Here is a 22016-nt window from a genome sequence, read left to right as displayed (position 1 = left end):
GTCAGGCCGCGGCGCGTCCAGCGTGCAGCAATCTGACCGCCAGCATGCCGATCCCCACCCCCCAGAAGGCCGCGCCCAGACCGAACAGGCTCATGCCCGAGGCCGTCACCATAAAGGCGATCACCGAGGCCTCGCGGTGGTCCTCGGCGGCGATCATGGCGGCCAGGTTGCTGGTGATCGCACCGATCAAGGCAAGCCCCGCCAGTACCGCCACAAAGGCGCCGGGCAAGGAAGTGAAGAGCGCCACGATAGTACCGGCGAACAGCCCGCCGACCAGGTAGAAGACGCCGTTGGCGACCCCGGCGACGTAGCGACGGCCCGGGTCCTGGTGGGCATCCTTGCCGGTGCACAGCGCAGCGGTGATGGCCGCGATCACCGTGGTGATGCCGCCAAAGCAGGCGGTGGCGAAGGAGGTCAGGCTGGCCACCGTCAGGATCGGCCGAGCCCTGGTGCGATAGCCCGCTGCGTGCAGGATCGCCATTCCCGGCAGGAACTGGCCGGTCAGGCTCACCACCACCAGCGGCAACGCCAGGCTCAGGGTGCTGGTGATGGTCCACTCGGGAGCGATGAAGCGGGGAATCGCCAGGTGCACACCGACGCCCGCGAGACTCGCGCCTTCCAGCACCACGGCGAGCACCACACCGGTGATCAGCAACAGGATCAGGCAATAGCGCGGCGCCAGCCGCTTGAGCACCAGATAGGCCAGCAGCATGCCGACGGCGAGCCAGGGCGAGGTCTCGATGGCCGCAAAGGCACCGAGGCCGAACTGGAACAGGATGCCCGCCATCATGCCGGCGGCCACGCCCGACGGAATCAGCGCCATCAACCGGTCGAAGCTGCCGGTGACACCGATGATCAGCATCAGCACCGCCGCCGTCAGGTAGGCGCCTACCGCCTCGCCCAGCGACAGCTCCGGGAACAGGGTGATCAGCAGCGCCGTACCCGGCGCCGACCAGGCCGTCACCACCGGCACTCTGAGCCACAGGCTCAGGACGATGCCCGACACCGCCGCCCCCAACGAAATGGCCCACACCCAGGAGGTCATCATCTCGGGCGAGATATCCGCCGCCGCCCCGGCCTGGAAGAAGATCGCCAGCGGCCCCGAGTAGGAAATCAGCACCGCGACAAAGCCTGCCGTCACCGCCGACAGCGACAGGTCACGAAAAAGGGACGACCCCGCAGCCGCTCCTTGAGGTGCGGTTACGGTATCGGAGTCGGTTCGGCGCATGGGCTGGCTCCTTGATGATGGCGTCGATGTCCGGCCAGGAATGTCACCTGGAGGGACCCCCGGCGACATCGACGGAAGACAAAAAAGGCCCGGCACGCGGCCAGGCCAAGGAGGATACAAGATTCACCACGCCGTCCCGGTGCCCCCGCATGTACAGCGGGATGCAAGGTGGGTCCACGTCACGCGGCATCAACCGGCTAGCCCAGGTCGCCGCCGGCCACCGGCACCACCGTGCCGGTGATATAGCTGGCGTCGCGGGAGGCCAGAAACAGGATCGGCCCGACCTGCTCGTCCAGGGTGCCGTAGCGGTGCATCAGGCTCGACGCCAGGGTCTGGTCGATCAACTGCTGGTACCACAGCTTGTCCTGTTCACTCTGGGGCTCGGCGTTGCGCGGCGTCAGCCGGGGCGGCGCCTCGGTGCCGCCAGGAGCGGTGGCGTTGACCCGCACGCCGTGCTCGGCCATCTCGATGGCCAGCGCCACGGTCATGGCGTTCACCCCGCCCTTGGCCGAAGCGTAGGGCACCCGATTGACCCCGCGGGTGGCCACCGAGGAGACGTTGACGATATTGCCGCCGCTATCGATCAGGTGAGGCAGCGCCGCGCGACAGCACCACAGCGTCGGAAACAGCGAGCGACGCACCTCGGCCTCGACCTGCTCCGGTGAGTAGTGGGTGTAGGGCTTGGCCCAGATGGTCCCGCCGACGTTGTTGACCAGTACGTCCAGTCGCCCGAAGCGCTCGATGGCGCTCTTGATGGCGCTCTCGGCGCCCTCCCAGGTTTCCAGATCGGCGTTCAGGGCCAGGACCTCGACTCCCTGCTCGTCAAGCTCGCGGGCCACCTGGTGGACATGTTCGGCACGATCGACCAGCACCAGGGCAGCGCCCTCGTCACCGGCCCGCTCGGCCAGACGCCGACCGATCCCCTGGGCGGCGCCGGTGATCAGCATCACCTGTCCTTCGAATCGCTTCATGTTGCTGTCCTTCTGCTGTCGGATGCGGTGGGTGAAGTGGCCACGGCGTGGCCTCAGCCCACACCGAGGTGGGTATCGAGGATCGAGGGATCGGCCCTCAGCGCCTGGCTGTCACCGTCGAACACCACCTTGCCCTTGACGATCAACAGGTGGCGGTCGCCCACCTCGAGCAGGTTGTCGATGTTCTTGTCGACGATGATGCTGGCGATGCCCGAAGCCTTGATGGTGCGCAGGATCGACCAGATCTCGTCGCGGATCAGCGGCGCCAGCCCTTCGGTAGCCTCGTCAAGAATCAACAGCCGCGGGTTGAGCATCAGCGCGCGACCGATCGACAGCATCTGCTGCTCGCCGCCGGACAGCAGCGAACCATCGTGGCCGATGCGCTCCTTGAGCCGGGGAAAGGTGTCCAGCACCCGCTCGATGTCCCAATCGGTGCGACCGTCAGTCCCCGGGCGTGCGGCCATCACCAGATGCTCGCGCACGCTGATACCGGGAAAGATGCCCCGCCCTTCCGGCACATAACCGATACCCTGACGAATGATCTGCCAGGGACGGCGCTTGCGGGTGTCCACCCCCATGACCCGCACCTCGCCGTGGCGCGGCGGCACGAAGCCGAGGATCGACTTCAAGGTGGTGGTCTTGCCCATCCCGTTGCGCCCAAGCAGGCTCAGCGTCTCGCCGGCCTGGAGGGTCAGGTCCACCCCGTGCAGCACATGGCTTTCGCCGTAGAAGGTGTGCAGGCCGTTGGCCTCGATCAACGGCGACTCGACATCCTCGGCAGCGTCCACCCGTTGCGTTCCTGCCTCCTTGATCGCCACATTCATGACGTCACCTCGCTATTGCTGGAGCCGTTGCCGATATCGACGCTATCGCTGTTCGGGCGACTGTCCTCGCTGCTGTCGTGACGTCCCAGATAGACGTCACGCACCGTTTCACTTGCACGAATGCTCTCGGTATCGCCGCTTTCCAGCACGCAACCGTCGACCATCACGGTGATGCGATCGGCCAGGCGGAATACCGAGTCCATGTCGTGTTCGATCAGCACGATGGTGTAGTCGCGAGACAACCGCTTGAGCAGGTCGGCGACCTGGTCGGTCTCCTCCCGGCCCATGCCGGCCATCGGCTCGTCCAGCAGCATCAACTGAGGCTGGGTCGCCAGCACCATGGCGATCTGCAGCTGGCGCTGCTCGCCGTAGCTCATGCCGGAGGACACCGTATGGGCCCGGGTCACCAGACCACAGGTGTCCAGCGCGGCCAGCGCCCGCTCATCGACTTCGCGGGCCCGCCGGCGCGAGCGCCAGCTGCCGATAACGCCACCGTGGTGGATACGCGCGGCCAGCTGGCAGTTCTGCAGACAGCTCAGGCGCGGAAAGATGTTGGTCTTCTGGTGGCTGCGACCGATACCGAGTCGGGCGACCTGGTGGGCCTTCTTGCCCTGGATCGCGCTACCTCGATACTCGATCTCGCCGCGGGTCGGCGGGATCTCGCCGGACAGCAGATTGATCAGGGTGCTCTTGCCGGCACCGTTGGGGCCGAGGATGGCGTGGATCTCGCCCTGCTCGACCTCGAAGTCGACGTCATTGACCGCCAGCAGGCCACCGAAGCTGCGGGTCAGCCCGCGGGTCTTGAGCATGCTGCTCATGAGGACACCTCCCCGGCGCTTTTGCCGACGCTTTTACCGTCGCTGTCGGAGGCGGAAGTCTGTCTGCCCTTCGCCAAGTTGTCCTTGCCACCGCCAAGCCGCCCCAGCAGCGAGGCCTGGCGCCCCGGCGGGTCGAGCAGTAGCCCAGCGATGCCCTTGGGCAGCACCAGCACCGCGACAATGATGGTCAGGCCCATCAGGATCGGCCAGTGGTTGGTCAGGTGCTCGTAGAAGTACAGCAGCAGTTCGTAGGCGAAGGCGCCGAGGATCGGCCCGAAGATGGTGCCCATGCCGCCGAGGATGACCATCATCAGCACCTCGCCGGAGTGGTGCCAGCCAAGCTGGGCCGGGTTGGCGAAGCCGTACTGCATGGCCGCCAGCATGCCGGCGACGCCGGCGATCATCGCCGACACCACGAAGGCGATCAGCTTGTAGCCGGTGGTGGCGTAGCCCAGCGCCTGCATGCGGTGCTCGTTGTCGTGGATGCCGTCGAGCACCTGGCCGAAGTGGGAACGGGTCAGGGCGCGCAGGATAAGGTAGACCGCTACCAGGAGCGCCAGGCAGAAGTAGAAGAACGTCAGCGGGTTGTCGAGGTCGATCAGCGGTGTCTCGCCCATGGCAAGGCTCGGGCGGAACATGATGAAGACGCCGTCGGTACCGCCGGTCATGCTGGAGGTGCTGACGGTGTAGAACAGCATCTGGCCGAAGGCCAGGGTGGTCATGATGAAGAAGATGCCCTTGGTGCGCAGCACCAGCAGGCCGACGATGGCGGCGACCAGGCCGGAGACCAGCATCACCAGCGGCAGCATCCACCACAGCGAGGCGGCGCTGAAGTCGGGGCTGGCCATCGCCAGGGTGTAGGCCCCCAGGCCGAAGAACAGCGCATGGCCCAGGCTGACCAGGCCAAGGATACCGACCAGCAGGTCGAGACTGACGGCGAACAGGGCGAAGATCAGCATCAGGGTCAGCTTCTCCATGAAGAAGGCGCTGGACTCCCCGAATACCGCCGGCCCCCAGGCCGGATAGGCGATCAGCAGCGCCAGGCCCGCCAGCAGCAGTACCGTCACGCGCTTGGGATATCGATGCAACATGGTGTTTCTCCTCCAGACGAGTATCCCGTCTGCAAAGGGGTCCGATCAGGCGGCAAGGGATGCCCGAGCGGAGGGTGATTGTCGTCGGGTCTCAGGCGAACAGGCCGCGCGGCTTGATCAACAGCACCAGCGCCATGATCAGGTAGATCAGCATGCTGGCGAGACTCGGGATCAGCACCGGACCGAAGGTCTCGGCCATGCCGATCAACAGCGCGCCGAAGAAGGCTCCCTTGATCGAGCCGATGCCGCCGATGACCACCACCACAAAGCAGGTGATCAAGATCGAGTCCCCCATGCCCGGCGTGATCGACGACAGCGGCGCCGCCATCATCCCGGCGAAGGCCGCCAGTGCCACGCCGACGCTGAAGATCAGGGTGAACAGGGTGCGGATATTGATGCCGAGCCCTTCGACCATCTCGCGATTGACGGCGCCGGCGCGGATCACAATACCGAGCCGGGTGTGGCGGATGATCCAGTAGATGGCCCCCGCCAGCACCAGGCATACCGCCGCCACGAACAGCCGATAGACCGGGTACTGCAGGTTGTCGGTCAGGGCGATGGCGCCGGTAAAGGGCTCCGGCAGCGCCACCGAGTGGACGTCGCCGCCCCAGATGATGCGCTGGGCCTCGTTGAGCACCAGGATCAGGCCGAAGGTCAAAAGTACCTGGTAGAGGTGGTCACGCTTGTACAGGGTGTCGAGAAACAGCCGCTCGATGACCAGCCCCAGCAGTACCGCGATGGGCACCGCGATCAGGATCGCCAGCCAGAAGTTGCCGAGGCGCTGGGTCAGGTCGAAGGCCAGGTAGGCGCCGATCATGTACATGGCGCCGTGGGCCAGGTTGATAATGCCCATGATGCCGAAGATCAGCGTCAGGCCGCTGGCGATAAGGAACAGCAGCAGGCCGTACTGAAAGCCGTTGAGCAGCTGCACCCCGAAGAAGGCAAGGTCCATGAAGAACTCCTTTGGCGTTGGCCCGCCCGAGAGCGCCCGGTATTCGCGGGCGCCTCGGCGAGGTCATTGACGCGGTGAACGAAGGTCGCCTCAGCTCTTCATCGGGCAGGCGCTGTCGGGAACTTCCAGCTGCTCGCTGGCGATCGAGGTGACGTGGTGCTCGCCGTCCCTGACCTCGCGCAGGTAGACGTTCTGGATCGGGTGGTGGGAGGCCGAGAAGCTCACCGGGCCGCGCGGGCTGTCGAGCTCGACCGCTTCCAGCGCCGCGATCAGCGCCTCGCGGTCGGGCTCGCCGTCAATCGAGGCGTAGGCCTGGGCCAGCAGCTTGCCGGCGTCGTAGCCCTGCACCGCGTAGGTGTCCGGGGCCTCGCCGTAGGCCTCCTGGTAGGCCGCGACGAAGGCCTGGTTCTGGGGGGTATCCAGGGTTTCGGCGTAGTGCATGGTGGTCTGCACGCCGTTGGCGGCCTCACCCAGTGCCCCCAGATTACCGTCGGTCAGGAAGCCCGAGCCGTAAAGCGGGATGCTGTCGTTGAGTCCGGCGGCGGCGTAGTCCCGCACGAAGCCGACCCCGCCGCCACCGGCGAAGAAAGTGTAGACGGCGTCAGGGGCGATGCTGGCGATCTGCGCCAGGTAGGTCTGGAACTCGGTGCTCGGAAACGGCACCAAGATCTGCTCGACGATCTCGCCACCGGCATCGGTGAAGGCCTGCTCGAAGCCGGCCAGGTCTTCCTTGCCGCCGGCGTAGTCCCAGGTGATGGTGACGATCTTGCGATGGCCCTGATCATAGGCCACCTGCCCCATGGGATAGCTGTTCTGCCACATGCTGAACGAGGTGCGAAAGACGTTGGGCATGCACAGCTGGTTGGTGGCCGCCTCGAGTCCGGCGTTGGGAATGATGGTGATGGCGCCGGTCTGCTTGGCCACCCGCAGCATGCCCATGGCGACGCCGGAGTGGACCGGACCGATGACCACGTCGACGCCATCACCCTTGACCAGGCGGCTCATGTTCTGGGGCGCCTTGGAGGGGTTGGCCTCGGAGTCCAGGGTCACGTACTCGACGCCATGACCACCGAGGCTGCCGCCCTCCTGCTCGATGGCGAGCTTCAGCCCATTGGTGATGGACTCGCCCAGTGCGGCGTAGGTGCCGGAGTACGGCAGCATCAGCCCGAGCTTGACGTCGTGCTCGGCCAGGGCCTGGGTGGACAGGGCGGCGCCGGCCAGCGCCAGGGTCGCGGCCTGCAGCGAACGTGCAAGCGGGCTGTGGCGCCGGGATGACAGGGAAGCCTGGCGGCGGCTGTACGTGTTATCGGTGGTGGGCGTGTTATCGGTGCTGGGCGTGTTATCGGTATTGAGGTTTTCATCGATAGTGAGCTTGGCCATGATCATGTCTCGTCAGGTTGTGATTATCGTTATGAGATTGCGGGGCTCTCGCTGGACAGGGAGCCCCGGCCTGCGGCTGTCTGTTGTCGGCTGACGGCTGTCTCTTGTCGGCAAGGGCGAAAGGTCTCCCTCGCCGAATCTGGTTCCGGGCAGGACGCGTCAGTTGGGCGTGAACTTTTCGTAGTGAAAGCTCGCCGGCTTGATGCCCTGCTGGTCGAAGTGCTTGAGCACCGCGTCCACCATCGGCGGGGGACCGCACAGGTAGACGTCGACGTCGCCGTCATGCAGCTTCTGCGGGTCCATGTGATGGGTGACGTAGCCCTTGCGTTCGTGGCTGCTGTCCTCGTCGGCGACCACCGTCACGTAATCGAAGTCGGGCAGCGCCTCGACCGCCGCGTCGAGTTCTTCGCACTTGACCAGATGATCGTCCTTGGTCACGCCATAGATCATGTGGATCGGCTGGCCTGCGCCCTCGCCCTGGGTCTCGAGCGCAGCAAGCTGCTTGAGCATCGACAGGAAGGGAGCAAGCCCGGTGCCACCGGCCAGCATCAGGATCGGGCGCTGGATGGCGCGCAGGTAGAAGCTGCCCATGGGACCGGTCACCGCCATGGCGTCACCGGCCTTGGCCTTGTCCGCCAGATAGCCGCTCATCAGTCCGTCCGGCACATTGCGGATCAGAAAACTGGCGCGGGACTCCCCCGGCAGCGAGCTGAACGAGTAGCTTCTGTGTTCACCACAGCCCGGTACCTCCAGGTGCACGTACTGCCCCGGCAGGAAGTTCAGCGGCTCGCCTTCGATATCGATGGCAAGCTCGATGGAGTCCTCGGACAAGGGCTCGACGTGGACCACCGTGGAGGCACGGCTGTCGACCTCGGTCTTGCATACGGTCGAGGCCACCGGCACCGACAGCACGCAGTCCGAGGACGGCACCATCTGGCAGGTCAGCACCTGCCCCTCGTGCAGCTCCTCGTCGGACAACGCCTCATCGATGTACTCGTCACCCAGCTCGAACTCGCCCTGGTCGCAGTGGCACTTGCAGGTGCCGCAGACGCCGTCGGAGCAGTCCATCGGCAGATTGACCTTGTTGCGGTAGGCCGCATCGAGGACGGTCTCGCCCTCGTTGCAGTCGATAAAGCGCGACACCCCGTCTTCGAAGTTGAGCGCGATGGTGAAGCTCATGGTCGTTCTCCTTCACCGACTTAAATGTGATAAACGTCGATGACCTGGTGGATATAATCGTTATTGAGCTGCACCTTCTTGCGCGTGATAAGCGGGCTGTCGCCGGACACGTCCAGGGTGTAGAAAGACACCCCGAAGTAGCTGTCGGTCTGCTTGTAGCGGTGGCTCAGGGTGTGCCAGTTGAAGCGCACCTCCAGGCTGTCGCCCTCCCCCTTCATCACCTCGATATTGGTGATCTGGTGGGTGGTGCGCGGCTCCGGCGTGCTGGCGCCACTGCGCTCGGTCTTGATCCGATAGACGCGATCCTCGAGCCCTTCCCGATTGGGGTAGTAGATCAGCGATATCTCGCTGTTCGGGTCGCTGGTCAGGGTGTCGTCGTCGTCCCAGCAGGGCATCCAGAACTCGGCCTTCTTGTGGTACAGGGTCAGCCACTCGTCCCACTCGCGTTCGTCCAGAAGGCGTGCTTCGCGATAAAGAAAGGCCTGGATGTCGTGATAGCTGATGCTCATGATTCGTCTCCTTTCCGCAGGATTCAGGCTGAGGCCGTGGCGATGAACTGGCTGCGTTCCTTGTCGATGGCGCGCAGCATTTCCTCGACCCAGTGCTGGTGGTGCAGCACGTAAAGGCCTTCGTCCTCCGGCGAGGCACCGCTCTTCAGCGGCTTCATGTCGATGGCGCTGGCGTCTTCGTCGGGACCATCGATCCATTGCTTGGCGCCACGCGACAGGTCATTCCACTCGGCCAGGGCGCCGTTGTAGCCGTTCTGGCAGCCGCGGAATTCCTCCAGGTCATCCGGCGTGCCCATACCGCTGACGTTGAAGAAGTCCTCGTACTGGCGGATGCGCACGCGACGGTTCTCCGCCGATTCACCCTTGGGCGCGAAGCAGTAGATGGTGACCTCGGTACGATCCACCGCCAGCGGACGCAGCACCCGAATCTGGGTCGAGAACTGGTCCATCAGATAGACGTTGGGGTACAGACACAGGTTGCGGGTCTGGTTGACGATGTTGTCGGCTCGAGCCTCGCCCAGTTCCTTCTCGATGCGCTCCTTGTGCTCGTAGACCGGACGCACCTCGGGATTGAGCAGCCGGGTCCACAGCATCATGTGGCCGTTCTCGTAGGAGTAGAAACCGCCCTTGGACTTGGACCAGCCATCGGCGTCCACCGCCTTGGTGCCGCCTTCGTCGTAGTTGCGACGGTCCATGGTGGAGGCGTAGTTCCAGTGCACGGTGCTGACGTGGTAGCCGTCGGCGCCGTTCTCGGCCTGCAGCTTCCAGTTGCCGGTGTAGGTGTAGGACGAGGTGCCGCGCAGAATCTCGAGGCCTTCCGGGGCCTGGTCGACGATGTTGTCGATGACCTTCATGGTCTCGCCCAGGTACTCCTCGATGGGCATGACGTCGTCGCTCAGGCTGCCGAACAGGAAGCCCTTGTAATTGCTGAATTTGGGCAGGCGCTTGAGGTCGTGGGAGCCGTCCTGCTTGAAGGCATCCGGGTAGGCGCCGGCCTTCTCGTTCTTGGCCTTGAGCAGACGCCCGTCGTTCTTGAAGGTCCAGCCGTGGAACGGGCAGGTGAAGGTGCCCTTGTTGCCCTGCTTGCGACGGCAGATGGTGGCACCACGGTGGGCGCAGGCGTTGATCAGGGCGTGAAGCTCGCCCTCCTTGTCGCGAGTGATGACCACCGGCTGGCGCCCCATGTTCAGGGTGAAGTAGTCACCGGGCTCGGCGATCTGGCTCTCGTGGGCCATGAACAGCCAGTTGCCCTCGAAGATGTGCTTCATCTCGAGCTCGAAGAACTCGGGGTCGGTGAACATGCTGCGGTGGCAGCGAAAGACGCCCTGTTCGGGGTCATCCTCGACGGCACCACGCACGCGGGCTTCGATCTGATCGAGTTTGTTGCTCATCGTTGTTCTCCTCTCTATCACGGTCCGCTCACACGGGCAGCTCACACAGACAGCTCATTCGAGTCGCTCGTCCCGCCGGCCCCTTGGGGCGGCCTGCCCGCATGGCAGGCCTGGTCTGGCTTGGCGCGGCGCTATTTGCCTCGGGACTGCCCACTACAGGGCTGTCCATCACAGCGAGTCCCGTGACACTCGGTGGTCGATTCAGGGTTGTCGCGAGTCCAGGCGGCTCAGCCGTCCTCGAGGGCGCGGGGGCGCTTGTGACGCTGCTGCAGCTCGGTCTCGCTGGTGGCGGCAAGCTCGATGTCGAACACCACCTCGGTGAAGGGCCCCTCGAGGCCACGATCGCTGGCCTCGCTAGCGTCCTCGATGCGCCTGGCGTCCACCACCAGCTCCTCGCGGGTGGCGAAGGCGAAGTCGTCGTAGGTGTAGGGGTCGCCGGCGAGGTTGATCTGTGTGGTCAGGTGCTTGTACCCGGGCGCCGAGATAAAGAAGTGGATATGCGCCGGTCGCTGGCCATGACGACCGAGCAGGTCCAGCACCTGCTGGGTCGGGCTGTCCGGGGGGCAACCGTAGCCGGAGGGGATGATGCTGCGCGCGCGATAGCGGCCATCGGCGTCGGTGTAGATGGTACGACGCAGGTGGAAGTCGGCCTGGGACGGGTCGAAGAAGCTGTAGTTGCCCTTGCTGTCGGCGTGCCAGATCTCGACCTTGGCCCCTGCGATCGGCTGGCCCTGGGTATCGCGTACCTGACCGGTCAGCCACATCACCTCGGCGTCGGTGTCCGAGCCGTCGTCCAGGCGCGCCTCACCCTCGGACTCCGGGGCACCGGCGACGTACAGAGGCCCCTCGATGGTGCGCGGGGTACCCCCGGCAAGGCCGCGGGCGGCGTCCTCGGCGTCCATGCGCATGTCGAGGTAGTGGTCGAAGCCAAGGCCCGGAGCCAGCAGGCCGTACTGGGTCTCGGCACCGAGCGCGTTGAGCACGCTGACGCCCTGCCAGAATTCCTCCGGGGTGACGTCGAAGTCGTCGATCAGCTTGTACAGGTCCGACAGCAGACGGTGCAGGATTTCCTTGGCCCGCTCGTTGCCTTCGGTCTTGTCGAAGCCGGCGACGGTATTGAGGAAGTCCTGGACTTCCGGGGTGTCGAAGATGCGAACTGGCTTGGTGGTGGGATTGAGACTGTTCATCTGGCGGTCCTCAGGTGTGGCGTACTTGTCGTTATCGTTGTTGGCGGTACTGGCCGGGGCCTGCAATGCGTTCTGCCCCGACGTCTGGCTGGCCAGGGGCCGCCCCTAGCTGTCGTCATCGCGAATCGAGGACGGGTGGCGGCACAGCGGCTTGACGCGGATCTCCATGTAGGGAAACAGCGGCAGGTTCGATACCAGCTCCTGCAGCTCGGCGTTGTCGGCCACGTCGAACACGCTGACGTTGGAATAGCTGCCGGCCACCCGCCACAGATGGCGCCACTTGCCGGAGCGCTGCAGCTCCTGGGCGTAGTCCTTCTCGCGGGCCTTGATCTCGGCGGCGCGCTCCGGCGCCATATCCGGCGGCAGCTTGACGGTCATTTCCACCTGAAACAGCATCTTCGTTCTCCTCTCGATCGGGGGCCGTCGATGCAGCCCTGGAGGCTCGCGCGGCCGGTCTGATGGCGATGTCGCTCAGCTGCGTGCGTACTCGCGCAGCTTGTCGTGATCCAGTTCGAGCCCGAGTCCCGGGCCTTGCGGCAGCGCCACGCCAAAGTCGTCGTAGCGCAGGGGGGTGGTGACGATGTCATCGGTCAACAGCAAGGGGCCGAACATCTCGGTGCCCCAGGCCATCTCGGGCAGGGTCGCCCAGGCGTGCAGCGAAGCGGCGGTACCGATGGTGCCCTCGAGCATGGTGCCGCCGTAGAGGCCAATGCCCCCGGCGTCGGCCAGGTGGGCCAGGCGCAGCGCGCCGCGCGGCCCGGCGCTCTTGGCGATCTTCAGGGCGAAGGCGCCGCTGAAGCCGGACTCGATCAGTGCCAGCCCGCAGCGCAGGTCCTGGACACCTTCGTCGGCCAGCATGGTGACCTCGAAGCGATTGGCCAGTCGTGCAAGCCCAGCCCGCTCGTGGGCCGGAATGGGTTGCTCGATCAGGTCGACCCCGGCCTCCTCGAGGGCGGCGATGGCGCGCACCGCGGTGGCCTCGTCCCAGGCCTGGTTGACGTCGACCCTGACGCTGGCGCGATCCCCCAGTGCGGCCTTGATGGCGGCAACGTGGCGCACGTCGTGATCCACCTCGTTGGCGCCGATCTTGAGCTTGAAGTCACGATGGCGACGCTGCTCCAGCCGCTTTCTGGCCTCCTCGATATCCTTGTCGGTATCGCCACTGGCCAGCGTCCACAGCACCGGCAGGTGATCGTGGCGGGCGCCGCCCAGCAGTGTCGCCAGGGGCACCCCGAGACGCTTGCCCTGGGCATCCAGCAGCGCGGTCTCGAGCGCCGACTTGGCGATGACGTTGCCCTTGGCCAGCTTGTCGAGCCGGGCCATGGCGAGGTTGACGTTGTCCGCCGCCAGGCCGACCAGCGCCGGCGCCAGGTAGGTATCGATGTTGACCTTCATGCTCTCCGGACTTTCCGGGCCATAGGCCAGGCCGCCGATGGTGGTGGCCTCGCCGATGCCTTCGATACCGTCTGCGCACTTGAGGCGTACGATCACCAGCGTCTGGGTGGCCATGGTGGCCATCGACAGCTTGTGCGGTCGGATGGTGGGCAGGTCGACCAGCAGGGTCTCGACGCTTTCGATCAGGGCGGTCATGGCGGCTCCGGCAATTACCATCAGCTCGTTGTCATCCACGGGCTGGCGATCTGGGTGATGAGGAAAGCCGCAAGCGCTGTAAGCCTCGGCGACTCGTAAGCGATCAAGCCATACCTTGGTAAGATTTCTCTTACGCTGCGAAGCACCACTGCCATCGACATCGGAAGAGACCTACGGCGGAAAGGCGCTTGATCCGGCGATTGAGTGCAGTGTGATTGTCTTTGAGGGGCACAACCAATATGGTCTGGGTAGATCGCAATACCCTGGAGGTATCATGGAGCTTCGACACCTGCGCTATTTCTGTGCCGCAGCGGAAGAGCTGAACATCACCCGGGCGGCCGCCAGGCTGCATATGGCGCAGCCCCCTTTGACCCGGCAGATCAATCAGTTGGAGGAAGAATTGGGGGCCCAGCTATTCATTCGTGGTCCCCGAGGGCTGACCCTGACGCCCACCGGCAAGTTCTTCCATGAGCATGCCCTGCAGATGCTCGAGAAGCTCGATACCACGGTGGCGGCGGTACGCCGTATGTCTCGAAGCCACAAGGAAATGTTCGGTATCGGCTTTGTGCCCTCGCTGTTTTACGGCCAGCTGCCGCTGCTGGTGCGCGAGTTGCGACAAAAGGACGAGGTGGAGCTGACCCTGGCCGAATTGACCACGGTGGAGCAGGTGCAGGCGCTCAAGGCAGGACGTATCGATATCGGCTTCGGACGCCTGAGGATCGACGATCCCGACGTGGAACAGGAGGTGCTGTTCGAGGAACCGATGATGGCGGCGGTGCCGGAGGGCCACCCGCTGGTGGGCACCACCCCGACCATGGAGGAGCTCGCCCGCTACCCGCTGGTGCTGTATCCGGCGAGCCCGCGCCCGAGCCTTGCCGACCTGGTGCTGGGGCTGTTTCGCCGCCGGGGGCTCAAGGTCACGGTGGTGCAGGAGGCCAACGAGATGCAGACGGCGCTGGGCCTGGTGGTGTCGGACTTCGGCATCACCTTGGTGCCGGAGCAGGTCAAGCGACAGAACCGCGATGGCATTCGCTACCTGTACCTGGCGGAGAAGCACATAACTTCACCGATCGTCTGCAGCCGGCGCCGGGGAGAGACGCCCAGCGCGACCATGCAGGCGGCCAACGCCATCCTTGAGGTGCTGGTGGAGAATCGTCGGACGGGCAAGTACCCGTGAAACATATCGAGGGGCGGCAGGGCCAGGGCCCTGCCTGCGGCGCGTTGATAGCGCTGCGGTGTTAGCGAAACTCTTCCCCCGCCGCGGCCACGAAGGCCATCTCGACCAGCAGTTCGGGGTTGGCAAGCTCGGCCTTGACGCAGGCGCGGCTGGGAGCGGTGCCGGGCTCGAACCAGGCCTCCCAGGCGACGTTCAGGGCATCGAAGTGGGCAAAGTCGGTCAGGTAGATGGTCACCGAGATGATCCGTGTCTTGTCGCTGGCCACCTTGGCCAGCGACTCCTCGGCCTGTTCGAAGATCTGCTCCACCTGGCCGGTGATATCGGCGCGGGTGTCCGCCTCGGCGACTTCGACGAAGTGGGCCATGCCGTTGAACACGGTGATGTCGGACCAGCGGGGGGTGGGGTTGATGCGGTGGATATCCATGGGGGGCCTCGAAGCCAGGGCGGGAAAGACCGCTAGCATAGGCCATGGAAGCGTCGGTGCAAACGCGGGCAAATAGCGACACGGACGTCGCGGTTCACGCCGCGACGTCCGTGTGGTCAGGCGAACGCGATCAGAAGTCGAAGAACACCGTCTCTCCCTCACCCTGCAGCACGATATCCAGACGATAGCGTGGCAGGCCGCCTTCCCCGCCCTCTTCACGCCGGGCGATCAGCGTCTGGCGCCGGGCCGGCGACTCGATCGCACCCAACACCGGGCAGCCGGCATTGGCTTTGTGCTCGTCATCGAAGTAGAGCCGGGTCTGCAGATGCAGGTTCACGCCCCGGGCGAAGATCGTGAGGTTGATGTGCGGGGCCATGGTGCGACCGTCGGGCCGAGCGATGGCGCCGGGCTTGACGGTGACAAAGCGCCACTCGCTGTTGCCCTCGGCGGTGGTCGCGGTACGCCCGAAGCTGTTGAACGGCGCCTTGAGGTCGAACGCCGTCTGATAGTCACCGTTGGCGTCGGCCTGCCAGGCCTCCAGCAGGGCGTCGCGGACCAGGTCGCCGTTACCGTCGATGACCCGTCCCGCCACCTCGATACGCTCGCCTTCGGCGTTATCCTTGGCCAGTTCGTTCCAGATCTCCTCGTCGCGCTCGGGCAGGCCGGCGACGGCCAGCGCCAGGCCGATGTGCACGTAGGGGCCGGCGGTCTGGGACGCGGTCTCGCGCAGCATCAGGTTCGCGGTGGGGGTAAGGTTTGGCTGTTGCATGAGGTCTCCTCGCTGCCGTGGGCCGACTCGGGCACCACGGCACCTGTTGTTCCTGTTCTTGTTCACTGATTCTCGAAATAGGTCTGCAGTTCGCCACGCACCACCAGGTCGAAGCGGTAGGCCAGGGCGTCCATGGGACGCGAGCGGGCCATGTCGAGTCGACCGATCATGGTGCCCACGGCCTCCTCGTCCTTCAGGGTCTGGACGATGGGGCAGATCGGAATCAGCGGGTCCCCCTCGAAGTACATCTGGGTGATCAGCCGGGTGGAGATGGCCGGGCCCATGACGCTCACATGAATGTGCGCCGGGCGCCAGGTGTTGATGCCATTGGGCCAGGGATAGGGACCGGGTTTGATGGTGCGGAAGTGGTACCAGCCATCGTCGTCGGTGAGACAGCGCCCGACGCCGCCGAAGTTGGGGTCCAGCGGGGCCAGATAGCTGTCCTTCTTGTGGCGATAGCGGCCACCGGCATTGGCCTGCCACATCTCCACCAGAGTCTGCGGCACCGGCTTGCCGAACTGGTCGACGACCCGGCCGAACATGATCACCCGCTCCCCCACCGGCAGACCGGGGCTATCGGCATCGCGGAAGTTCAACAGCAGGTCGTTGTCATGGGGTCCCATGCGCAGGCGGCTAAACTCGGGGCCGGTGAGTTCCGACACGCTGGGGGTCTGCAGGCTGACCAGCGCCTGGGAGGGCGAGCGCGGCACCGAGGTCTTGTAGCCGGGGGTGTAGGCGGCGGGGTGCCACTGGCGATCCCGCTCGACGAAGCGACGATTGAGGTTCCGATTGAGGGTCATGGGGGAAGAGGTCCTGGCGTGATTGTTGGTTGTTCACACGCGCCTCGAGACAAGAGGCGATGATTGCAGTGTGACCAGCCACACCCGGGCTGCCAATTGAGACCTTGGCCGGTCGTCATAACCCAGGGGTTATGATGACCGGATGGCGGGGCGTCGGACCGCAGGAACGAGTACGTCCTGGCCTGCTGCTTCGCCTCCGGATATTTCGGCGCCGCTACTGGGGTCTTGCCGCGGCGGCCTGGCGCAGCGACTCGGCGAAGCCTTCCAGCGCCAGGCTGGGGCTCAAAGAGGTGTTGGTACACAGCCCTACCGAGCCACCCTGGTGCTCGAAGGACAGTGCCAGCTCGACCAGCTGGCCGCTTTCCAGATCCTCGGCCACCGCCTCGAAGGGCGCCACCCAGATGGCATCGGTGTCCAGTGTGAAGCGCCGGCTGACCGGCAGCGACAGGGTCTCCAGACAGGGCGCGGGCAAACTGATGGCGTGACGCACACAGAAGCTGTCGACCCGCTGACGCAAGGTGGTCTGAGGGGGAGGCACGGCCCAGGGGTAGTCGCTCAGGACCTCGGGAGGACAGGGCGAGACGGTGGCCAGCGGATGCCCCCGGCGCACCACCAGCCGCAGCGACTCGTAGTAGAGATGTTCGAAGGCCAGGTCACGAATCTCGCGGGCTTCGGTCATACGCCCCACCACCACGTCGAGCTCACCCAGCGCCAGCCGCGACAGCAGAAAGGCGCTGGCGCCGGTGGTCACGGTCACGCTGGTCTCCTGGCCCAGCGGCGAGGCCTGGAAGTGCTGAATCGCCGCCGGCAGCAGCCGCGATTCCACCGTCGACAGCGCCCCGACCCTGAGCCAACGCTGCCCACCATGGCCGTCCGCCAGCGCCACCACGCCCTCTTCCAGGGCGCGCAGCGCAGGCCCCGCGTGTCGCAACAGGGTGAGTCCCGCCTGGGTCAGACTGACGCCCTGGGCGCTACGCTCGAACAGGCTGGCGCCAACGATCTCCTCGAGTTCACGGATGGCCTTGGAGATGCCCGGCTGGGTGATCGCCAGGGCGTCGGCGGCACGGGCGAAGCTGCGGCTGCGCGACACCTCGATGAAGGCGTTGAGATGGCGCAGCTTGATACGATGATTGAGCATGGTGGCCTGCGATCTGGCGACGTGACGGGGGTCCAGCGTGGCGCCGTGGCGTGGCACCTCGTCAGCCTCCACCACGCCGACAGCGCTAGCGACAGGCTGCCAGCACGCGCTCGATGGGCTCGTCGGCGCCACTCAGCGGGAAGCGTGAGGGACGGGTATCCTGGGGTGTGACCACCGCCACGTTGCCGCCTTGCAGGGTCTTGGTCAAACCGAGGGGAGACGGGGCGAACCACACGCCGTCGTGGGGGGAGTGGCGTGACTCCAGGCGATACCCGATGCCGTCCACCAGCACCTCCAGCGGCTTGCGCCGATCGGCGCCCATCTGGGAGGCATAACCGGCCACCGATACCATGGGCACACCGTTCCAGCACACCAGTGCCAGAGAATGACCGCTGCCATCATCGACTCGCGCCGCCGGGGCGTCGCCGAACATCTGGTGGGCCTGGGTGTAGCGCCACTCTGCCGACGCCGTATTCGCCATCAGGGTGCCGAGCAGTATCGCCACAAACGTCTTGAACCACATCAATAGTTGACCTCTTGCTGCCGAAACGGGCATGCATCGGGCACTCCCTGCCTGACGGAATCCTCTCCTTCTCCTTTTGCCAAGTCTAGCAACTGACCGAGGATCCACGAATGGAGCAGCAGGGTTGCCCTGCCACCTATGGCATGGCAAGTCACCAACGGCCAGGAAGCCTTGCTGCCTGCCTGGAGGATTCTGTGCTCCGTGAGTCAGCTATTTACCACTCTTTTACCCCAAGCGGCAAACCATGTCCCTCATGCCGATGATTCGCCGCTTCCCCAGCCCAGCTCCTTGGCAAGGGCCGGCGCATGCCCTTCAGGGAGCCTGAGCCCCCGATACAGGCGCTTCTCGATCAGCAGCAGACGAACCGATGGGGAAGCAGCCCAGACGGCCATCGCCAGCTATGGCGGATGTTCCAGCCCGAGAGCCAGCCTTCCATAGGCTGAAGATGCCTCCCGATCATTCAGTCAGGTCGAGCATCCGGCGGGCCTGCTGCCAGGTGGCCACCGGCCGCTCGTACTTCTCGCACAGGGTCACGACGCGCTCGACCAGGGCCGCATTGGAGGGAGCCAGGGTATGACGATCGAGGCGCACGTTATCCTCGAGCCCGGCGCGGGTATGCCCGCCCGCAGCGATCGACCACTCGTTGAGCAGGGCCTGGTTGGGCCCGATCCCGGCGCCGCACCACTGGGCGTCCGGTGCGAGCCGATTCAGCGTTTCGACGTAGAAGTCGAGGGTGGGCTTGTCCACCGGCATGGCGTTCTTGACGCCCATGACGAACTGGACGTAAAGCGGCCCCTTGAGCTTGCCTTGTTTCGACAGAGCCACCGCCTGATGGATATGCGACAGGTCGAACGCTTCGATCTCGGGCTTGACGTCGTACTTGAGCATTTCGTCGGCGAGCCACTCCACCAGCTGGGGCGGATTCTCGTAGACGCGGTTGGGGAAGTTATTGGAGCCCACCGAGAGGCTTGCCATGTCGGGCTTGAGGCGTAGCATGCCGCCGCGCGCCTCTCCGGCCCCGGAGCGACCGCCGGTGGAAAGCTGGATGATCATGCCCGGGCAATGGGTCTTCAGGCCTTCCATCAGCCTGGCAAACTTCTCCGGATCCGACGTGGGCGACTGATCGTCGTTACGCACATGACAATGGGCGATGGCGGCTCCCGCCTCGAAGGCCGCCTGGGTGCTTTCGACTTGCTCTTCGATGGTCACGGGAATGGCCGGATTATGTTCCTTGCGGCCCACGCTGCCAGTGATGGCGACACAGATGATGCAGGGAGTAGACATGAGTCCTCTCTTGTTATCGAAACGCTAAGATAGGGAAAACCAAGACGAGCAGCCCCACGACGGGCAGGCGACATTGGTCCCGAGCTCATCCTTGAAGTAACGGTGGGCCTGCAAGTGGAGCGAGATGCCGCAGGCGAACAGAGGCAGGCTCGAAGGCGATGCCAGGTACCGGGGTCCTACTGACGATAGGTCTGCCGATGCGGGCCGGCGAACTGACGTCCGCACCGTTTCACGACGGCATCAGGCACGCTCGCGCCGGGGATGCTGACGCAGGAACAAGGAGCCGCCAGACACAGGCCGACATCACCAGACATGGGGCTCCCCGTCACCTTCATTCAGTGGCTACCATCAAACGTATGACGACGAACCTTCAGGGCTCCACCGTCCCCCAACCCAGTTCCTTGGCCAGGGCAAAGGCATGATTGGCCGCCGGCACGCCGGCATAGATGGCCACGTGCATCAGCACCTGACGCAGCTCCGCCTCGCTGAGGCCGATACGCTGGGCGGTCTTCAGGTGCAGGGTCAGCTCCTCGCGCCCCAGGGCGGCGAGAATGCCGGTGGTGATCATGCTGCGCTCGCGTCTCGTCAGGTCGTCGTTGGACCACAGCTCGCCCCAGGCCAGCCGTGTGATCATCTGCTGAAACGGAGTGTCCAGGCTGTTGGCATTGTGGGTGGAGCGGGCCACGTGTTCCTCGCCCAGCACCTGCTTGCGGGTCGCAAGGCCAGTGGAATAATCGACGCCCTCCGCGCCCACATCGCCCAGGTCCACCGCCATCACCGCCAGCAGCTTCTCGGCGAATCGGCTTGGCGCCTCTACCGAAGGCACGTGACCGACGCCCTCGAGCACCTCGAGCGGGGCGCCGTCGCACTCGGCCGCCAGGGCCTCCAGGGTGGCCGGTGGCGTCGCCAGGTCCTCGCTGCCACCGAACAGCTGCACCTTGACGCCCTTGCCGGAGAGCTTGCCGGTGAAGGTATCTCGCCCCAGCATTTCGCAGAGCAGCGCGTAGGACTCGTCGTCACCGCGCCCCATCTGGGTGCACCAGCCCGCCTTTAGGGCCGGCTCGGCGTCGAAGCAGGCGGCAGCGAACCAGCGCGGCACGATCTCGCCGGACATCGCCGCCAGGCCCTCGCGCCGCACACGCTCGGCCCTGGTGGTCCATAGCTCGCTGGTGCCGATCACCGCCCCGGTGTTGGTCAGGGCGGCGGAGAGCAGGCGCTCGCCGTGCTCGCTGATCAGCTGCTGCCCCACCACGCCACCGATGGAGGTACCGACAAAGTGGAAGCGGCCGGCGCCGGCGTGGTCGGCCAGGGCGATGGCTTCCTTCGCCAGTTCGGCCGGAGTGATCGGCCCGTCGCCCCAGGCCTGGCTGGCGCCGTGACCGGGCAGGTCCCAGGTCAACACCCGGTAGCGTGGCAGCAGCGCCGGCAGGACGTCGTCCCACACCGCCTGGCTCATGCCCAGCGGATGCGCCAGCACTACCAGAGGATTGGCCTCGGCGCCGAGCAGGCGATACGCGACACTGCGTCCTTCGATATTCAGAAATGCCATGACCTCTCTCCTGTTCCTCTATACCCGTTCGATCAGGGTGGCGATGCCCTGCCCCACGCCTACACACATGGTGCTCAAGGCGTAGCGTTTGCCGCTCCTGTTGAGCTCGTGGGCGGCGGTCATCAACAGGCGCGCCCCGGACATGCCGAGCGGATGGCCCAGGGCGATGGCCCCGCCGTTGGGGTTGACCCGGGGGTCATCGTCGGCGACGCCGAGGTCGCGCAGACAGGCCAGGGCCTGGGCGGCGAAGGCTTCGTTGAGCTCGATCACGTCGATCTCGTCGATCGTAACGCCGCTGCGCTCGAGCAGCCGGCGCACCGCCGGGACCGGGCCATAGCCCATGATGCGCGGTTCCACCCCGCCGGTGGCCATGCCGACGATACGCGCCATCGGCACCAGGCCATGGCGCTCCACCGCCGCCTGGCTCGCGACCAGCATGGCACAGGCGCCGTCGTTGACCCCGGAGGCGTTGCCGGCGGTGACACTGCCATTGTCCTTGAAGGGGGTCGGCAGGGCGGCCAGCTTCTCCAGGGTGGTGCCGGCGCGAGGATGCTCGTCGATGTCGAACACCAGCGGCTGCTGCTTGCGCCGGGGGATCTCGATGGGGGTGATTTCCTCGGCGAAGCGACCTTCCTGCTGGGCCTGGGCAGCCTTTTGCTGGGAGCGCACGGCAAAGGCGTCCTGATCGGCGCGGGAGATACCGAACTGTTCGGCCACGTTCTCGGCGGTCTCGGGCATCGAGTGGGTATCGTGAAGCTTCTTCATCAGCGGGTTGACGAAGCGCCAGCCGATGGTGGTGTCCTCGATCTGCTGCCCCCGTGAAAAGGCGCCTTCCGCCTTGCCCATGACGTAAGGCGCCCGGGACATCGACTCCACACCGCCGGCCAGGGCCAGATCCATCTCGCCGGCCTTGATCGCGCGCATGGCGGTGCCTACCGCATCCATGCCGGAACCGCACAGACGATTCATGGTAGTACCGGGCACCGAGGTCGGCAGGCCCGCCAGCAGCGCCGACATGCGCGCCACGTTGCGGTTGTCCTCGCCGGCCTGGTTGGCACAGCCCATGAAGACCTCTTCGATGGCGCCGGGATCAAGCTCTGGCGCCTGGGCCAGCACCGCCTTGAAGATGTCGGCGGCCAGGTCGTCGGGACGCACGCTTGCCAGGGTGCCACCGAAGCGCCCGATGGCGCTGCGACGGGGATGACAGAGAAAGACGTCGGTCATGTCGGACT

At 65.5% G+C, this 22016-nt stretch carries 22 protein-coding genes; 1 reads left to right on the top strand and 21 read right to left on the bottom strand.

The window, feature by feature from the left end:
- Window position 1: 1 nt before the first annotated feature.
- The 13 genes from NFG58_RS02340 to NFG58_RS02280 all read right to left on the bottom strand — a co-directional run bounded on the left by NFG58_RS02340 (window position 2) and on the right by NFG58_RS02280 (window position 13120).
- The gene (locus NFG58_RS02340) at window positions 2-1228 is read right to left on the bottom strand and encodes a benzoate/H(+) symporter BenE family transporter (RefSeq protein ID WP_348827524.1); all 1227 of its coding nucleotides are present in this window, start codon (window positions 1226-1228) and stop codon (window positions 2-4) included.
- Between the two features lie 197 nt (window positions 1229-1425).
- Window positions 1426-2199: a benzoate diol dehydrogenase BenD gene (benD, locus tag NFG58_RS02335; RefSeq protein ID WP_348827523.1), complete on the bottom strand. Its 774-nt coding sequence runs from the start codon at window positions 2197-2199 to the stop codon at window positions 1426-1428.
- Window positions 2200-2252: 53 nt separating this feature from the next.
- Complete coding sequence (locus NFG58_RS02330) at window positions 2253-3023, bottom strand: ABC transporter ATP-binding protein (RefSeq protein ID WP_348827522.1); 771 nt, start codon at window positions 3021-3023, stop codon at window positions 2253-2255.
- Window positions 3020-3841, bottom strand: a complete 822-nt coding sequence (locus NFG58_RS02325) for an ABC transporter ATP-binding protein (RefSeq protein WP_348827521.1) — start codon at window positions 3839-3841, stop codon at window positions 3020-3022. Before NFG58_RS02325 ends, NFG58_RS02330 begins: the two co-directional genes overlap by 4 nt.
- The gene (locus tag NFG58_RS02320) at window positions 3838-4932 is read right to left on the bottom strand and encodes a branched-chain amino acid ABC transporter permease (protein WP_108131179.1); all 1095 of its coding nucleotides are present in this window, start codon (window positions 4930-4932) and stop codon (window positions 3838-3840) included. Before NFG58_RS02320 ends, NFG58_RS02325 begins: the two co-directional genes overlap by 4 nt.
- A gap of 91 nt (window positions 4933-5023) precedes the next feature.
- Window positions 5024-5884 carry a branched-chain amino acid ABC transporter permease gene (locus NFG58_RS02315; protein WP_045991438.1) on the bottom strand — a complete coding sequence of 287 codons (861 nt, stop codon included), beginning with the start codon at window positions 5882-5884 and terminating at the stop codon, window positions 5024-5026.
- 90 nt (window positions 5885-5974) lie between these two features.
- The gene (locus NFG58_RS02310) at window positions 5975-7264 is read right to left on the bottom strand and encodes an ABC transporter substrate-binding protein (RefSeq protein WP_348827520.1); all 1290 of its coding nucleotides are present in this window, start codon (window positions 7262-7264) and stop codon (window positions 5975-5977) included.
- Between the two features lie 159 nt (window positions 7265-7423).
- Window positions 7424-8443 carry a benzoate 1,2-dioxygenase electron transfer component BenC gene (gene benC, locus NFG58_RS02305; protein WP_348827519.1) on the bottom strand — a complete coding sequence of 340 codons (1020 nt, stop codon included), beginning with the start codon at window positions 8441-8443 and terminating at the stop codon, window positions 7424-7426.
- 20 nt (window positions 8444-8463) lie between these two features.
- Complete coding sequence (gene benB / locus NFG58_RS02300; protein ID WP_348828115.1) at window positions 8464-8955, bottom strand: benzoate 1,2-dioxygenase small subunit; 492 nt, start codon at window positions 8953-8955, stop codon at window positions 8464-8466.
- Between the two features lie 20 nt (window positions 8956-8975).
- On the bottom strand, window positions 8976-10343 hold the full coding sequence (locus tag NFG58_RS02295; protein WP_108131176.1) for a Rieske 2Fe-2S domain-containing protein: 1368 nt from the start codon (window positions 10341-10343) through the stop codon (window positions 8976-8978).
- Window positions 10344-10570: 227 nt separating this feature from the next.
- Entirely contained in the window at window positions 10571-11530 is a 960-nt protein-coding gene (catA, locus tag NFG58_RS02290; RefSeq protein WP_348827518.1) for a catechol 1,2-dioxygenase, read from the bottom strand.
- 105 nt (window positions 11531-11635) lie between these two features.
- Window positions 11636-11926, bottom strand: coding sequence for a muconolactone Delta-isomerase (gene catC, locus NFG58_RS02285; RefSeq protein WP_045991433.1), 291 nt, complete (start codon window positions 11924-11926; stop codon window positions 11636-11638).
- A 75-nt stretch (window positions 11927-12001) separates the two neighbouring features.
- Window positions 12002-13120, bottom strand: a complete 1119-nt coding sequence (locus tag NFG58_RS02280; protein ID WP_124804967.1) for a muconate/chloromuconate family cycloisomerase — start codon at window positions 13118-13120, stop codon at window positions 12002-12004.
- Window positions 13121-13394: 274 nt separating this feature from the next.
- On the opposite strand from NFG58_RS02280, the gene NFG58_RS02275 reads away from it, so the two are divergent.
- Window positions 13395-14297 carry a LysR family transcriptional regulator gene (locus NFG58_RS02275; RefSeq protein WP_045991431.1) on the top strand — a complete coding sequence of 301 codons (903 nt, stop codon included), beginning with the start codon at window positions 13395-13397 and terminating at the stop codon, window positions 14295-14297.
- Window positions 14298-14358: 61 nt separating this feature from the next.
- On the opposite strand, the gene NFG58_RS02270 is transcribed toward NFG58_RS02275, so the two are convergent.
- The 8 genes from NFG58_RS02270 to pcaF form a co-directional block, all read right to left on the bottom strand.
- A complete protein-coding gene (locus NFG58_RS02270) occupies window positions 14359-14721 on the bottom strand; it encodes a RidA family protein (RefSeq protein ID WP_108131173.1) in 363 nt (120 codons plus the stop codon).
- Window positions 14722-14851: 130 nt separating this feature from the next.
- The gene (gene pcaG / locus NFG58_RS02265; protein ID WP_083970203.1) at window positions 14852-15490 is read right to left on the bottom strand and encodes a protocatechuate 3,4-dioxygenase subunit alpha; all 639 of its coding nucleotides are present in this window, start codon (window positions 15488-15490) and stop codon (window positions 14852-14854) included.
- 62 nt (window positions 15491-15552) lie between these two features.
- The gene (gene pcaH, locus NFG58_RS02260; protein ID WP_045991428.1) at window positions 15553-16290 is read right to left on the bottom strand and encodes a protocatechuate 3,4-dioxygenase subunit beta; all 738 of its coding nucleotides are present in this window, start codon (window positions 16288-16290) and stop codon (window positions 15553-15555) included.
- Window positions 16291-16504: 214 nt separating this feature from the next.
- On the bottom strand, window positions 16505-17485 hold the full coding sequence (pcaQ, locus tag NFG58_RS02255) for a pca operon transcription factor PcaQ (protein ID WP_348827517.1): 981 nt from the start codon (window positions 17483-17485) through the stop codon (window positions 16505-16507).
- 28 nt (window positions 17486-17513) lie between these two features.
- Entirely contained in the window at window positions 17514-17951 is a 438-nt protein-coding gene (locus tag NFG58_RS02250; RefSeq protein ID WP_045991427.1) for a hypothetical protein, read from the bottom strand.
- Between the two features lie 456 nt (window positions 17952-18407).
- Window positions 18408-19235 carry a 3-keto-5-aminohexanoate cleavage protein gene (locus NFG58_RS02245; protein WP_348827516.1) on the bottom strand — a complete coding sequence of 276 codons (828 nt, stop codon included), beginning with the start codon at window positions 19233-19235 and terminating at the stop codon, window positions 18408-18410.
- Between the two features lie 370 nt (window positions 19236-19605).
- Window positions 19606-20784, bottom strand: coding sequence for an alpha/beta fold hydrolase (locus NFG58_RS02240; protein WP_348827515.1), 1179 nt, complete (start codon window positions 20782-20784; stop codon window positions 19606-19608).
- An 18-nt stretch (window positions 20785-20802) separates the two neighbouring features.
- Entirely contained in the window at window positions 20803-22008 is a 1206-nt protein-coding gene (gene pcaF, locus NFG58_RS02235) for a 3-oxoadipyl-CoA thiolase (RefSeq protein WP_348827514.1), read from the bottom strand.
- Between the last annotated feature and the right edge of the window lie 8 nt (window positions 22009-22016).

Origin of the sequence: Halomonas sp. RT37, from assembly GCF_040070525.1 — a bacterium.
Lineage (GTDB): Bacteria > Pseudomonadota > Gammaproteobacteria > Pseudomonadales > Halomonadaceae > Halomonas > Halomonas litopenaei.
Note: the sequence above shows the minus strand (reverse complement) of the source record. Positions and strands in the feature narration are given on the sequence as shown.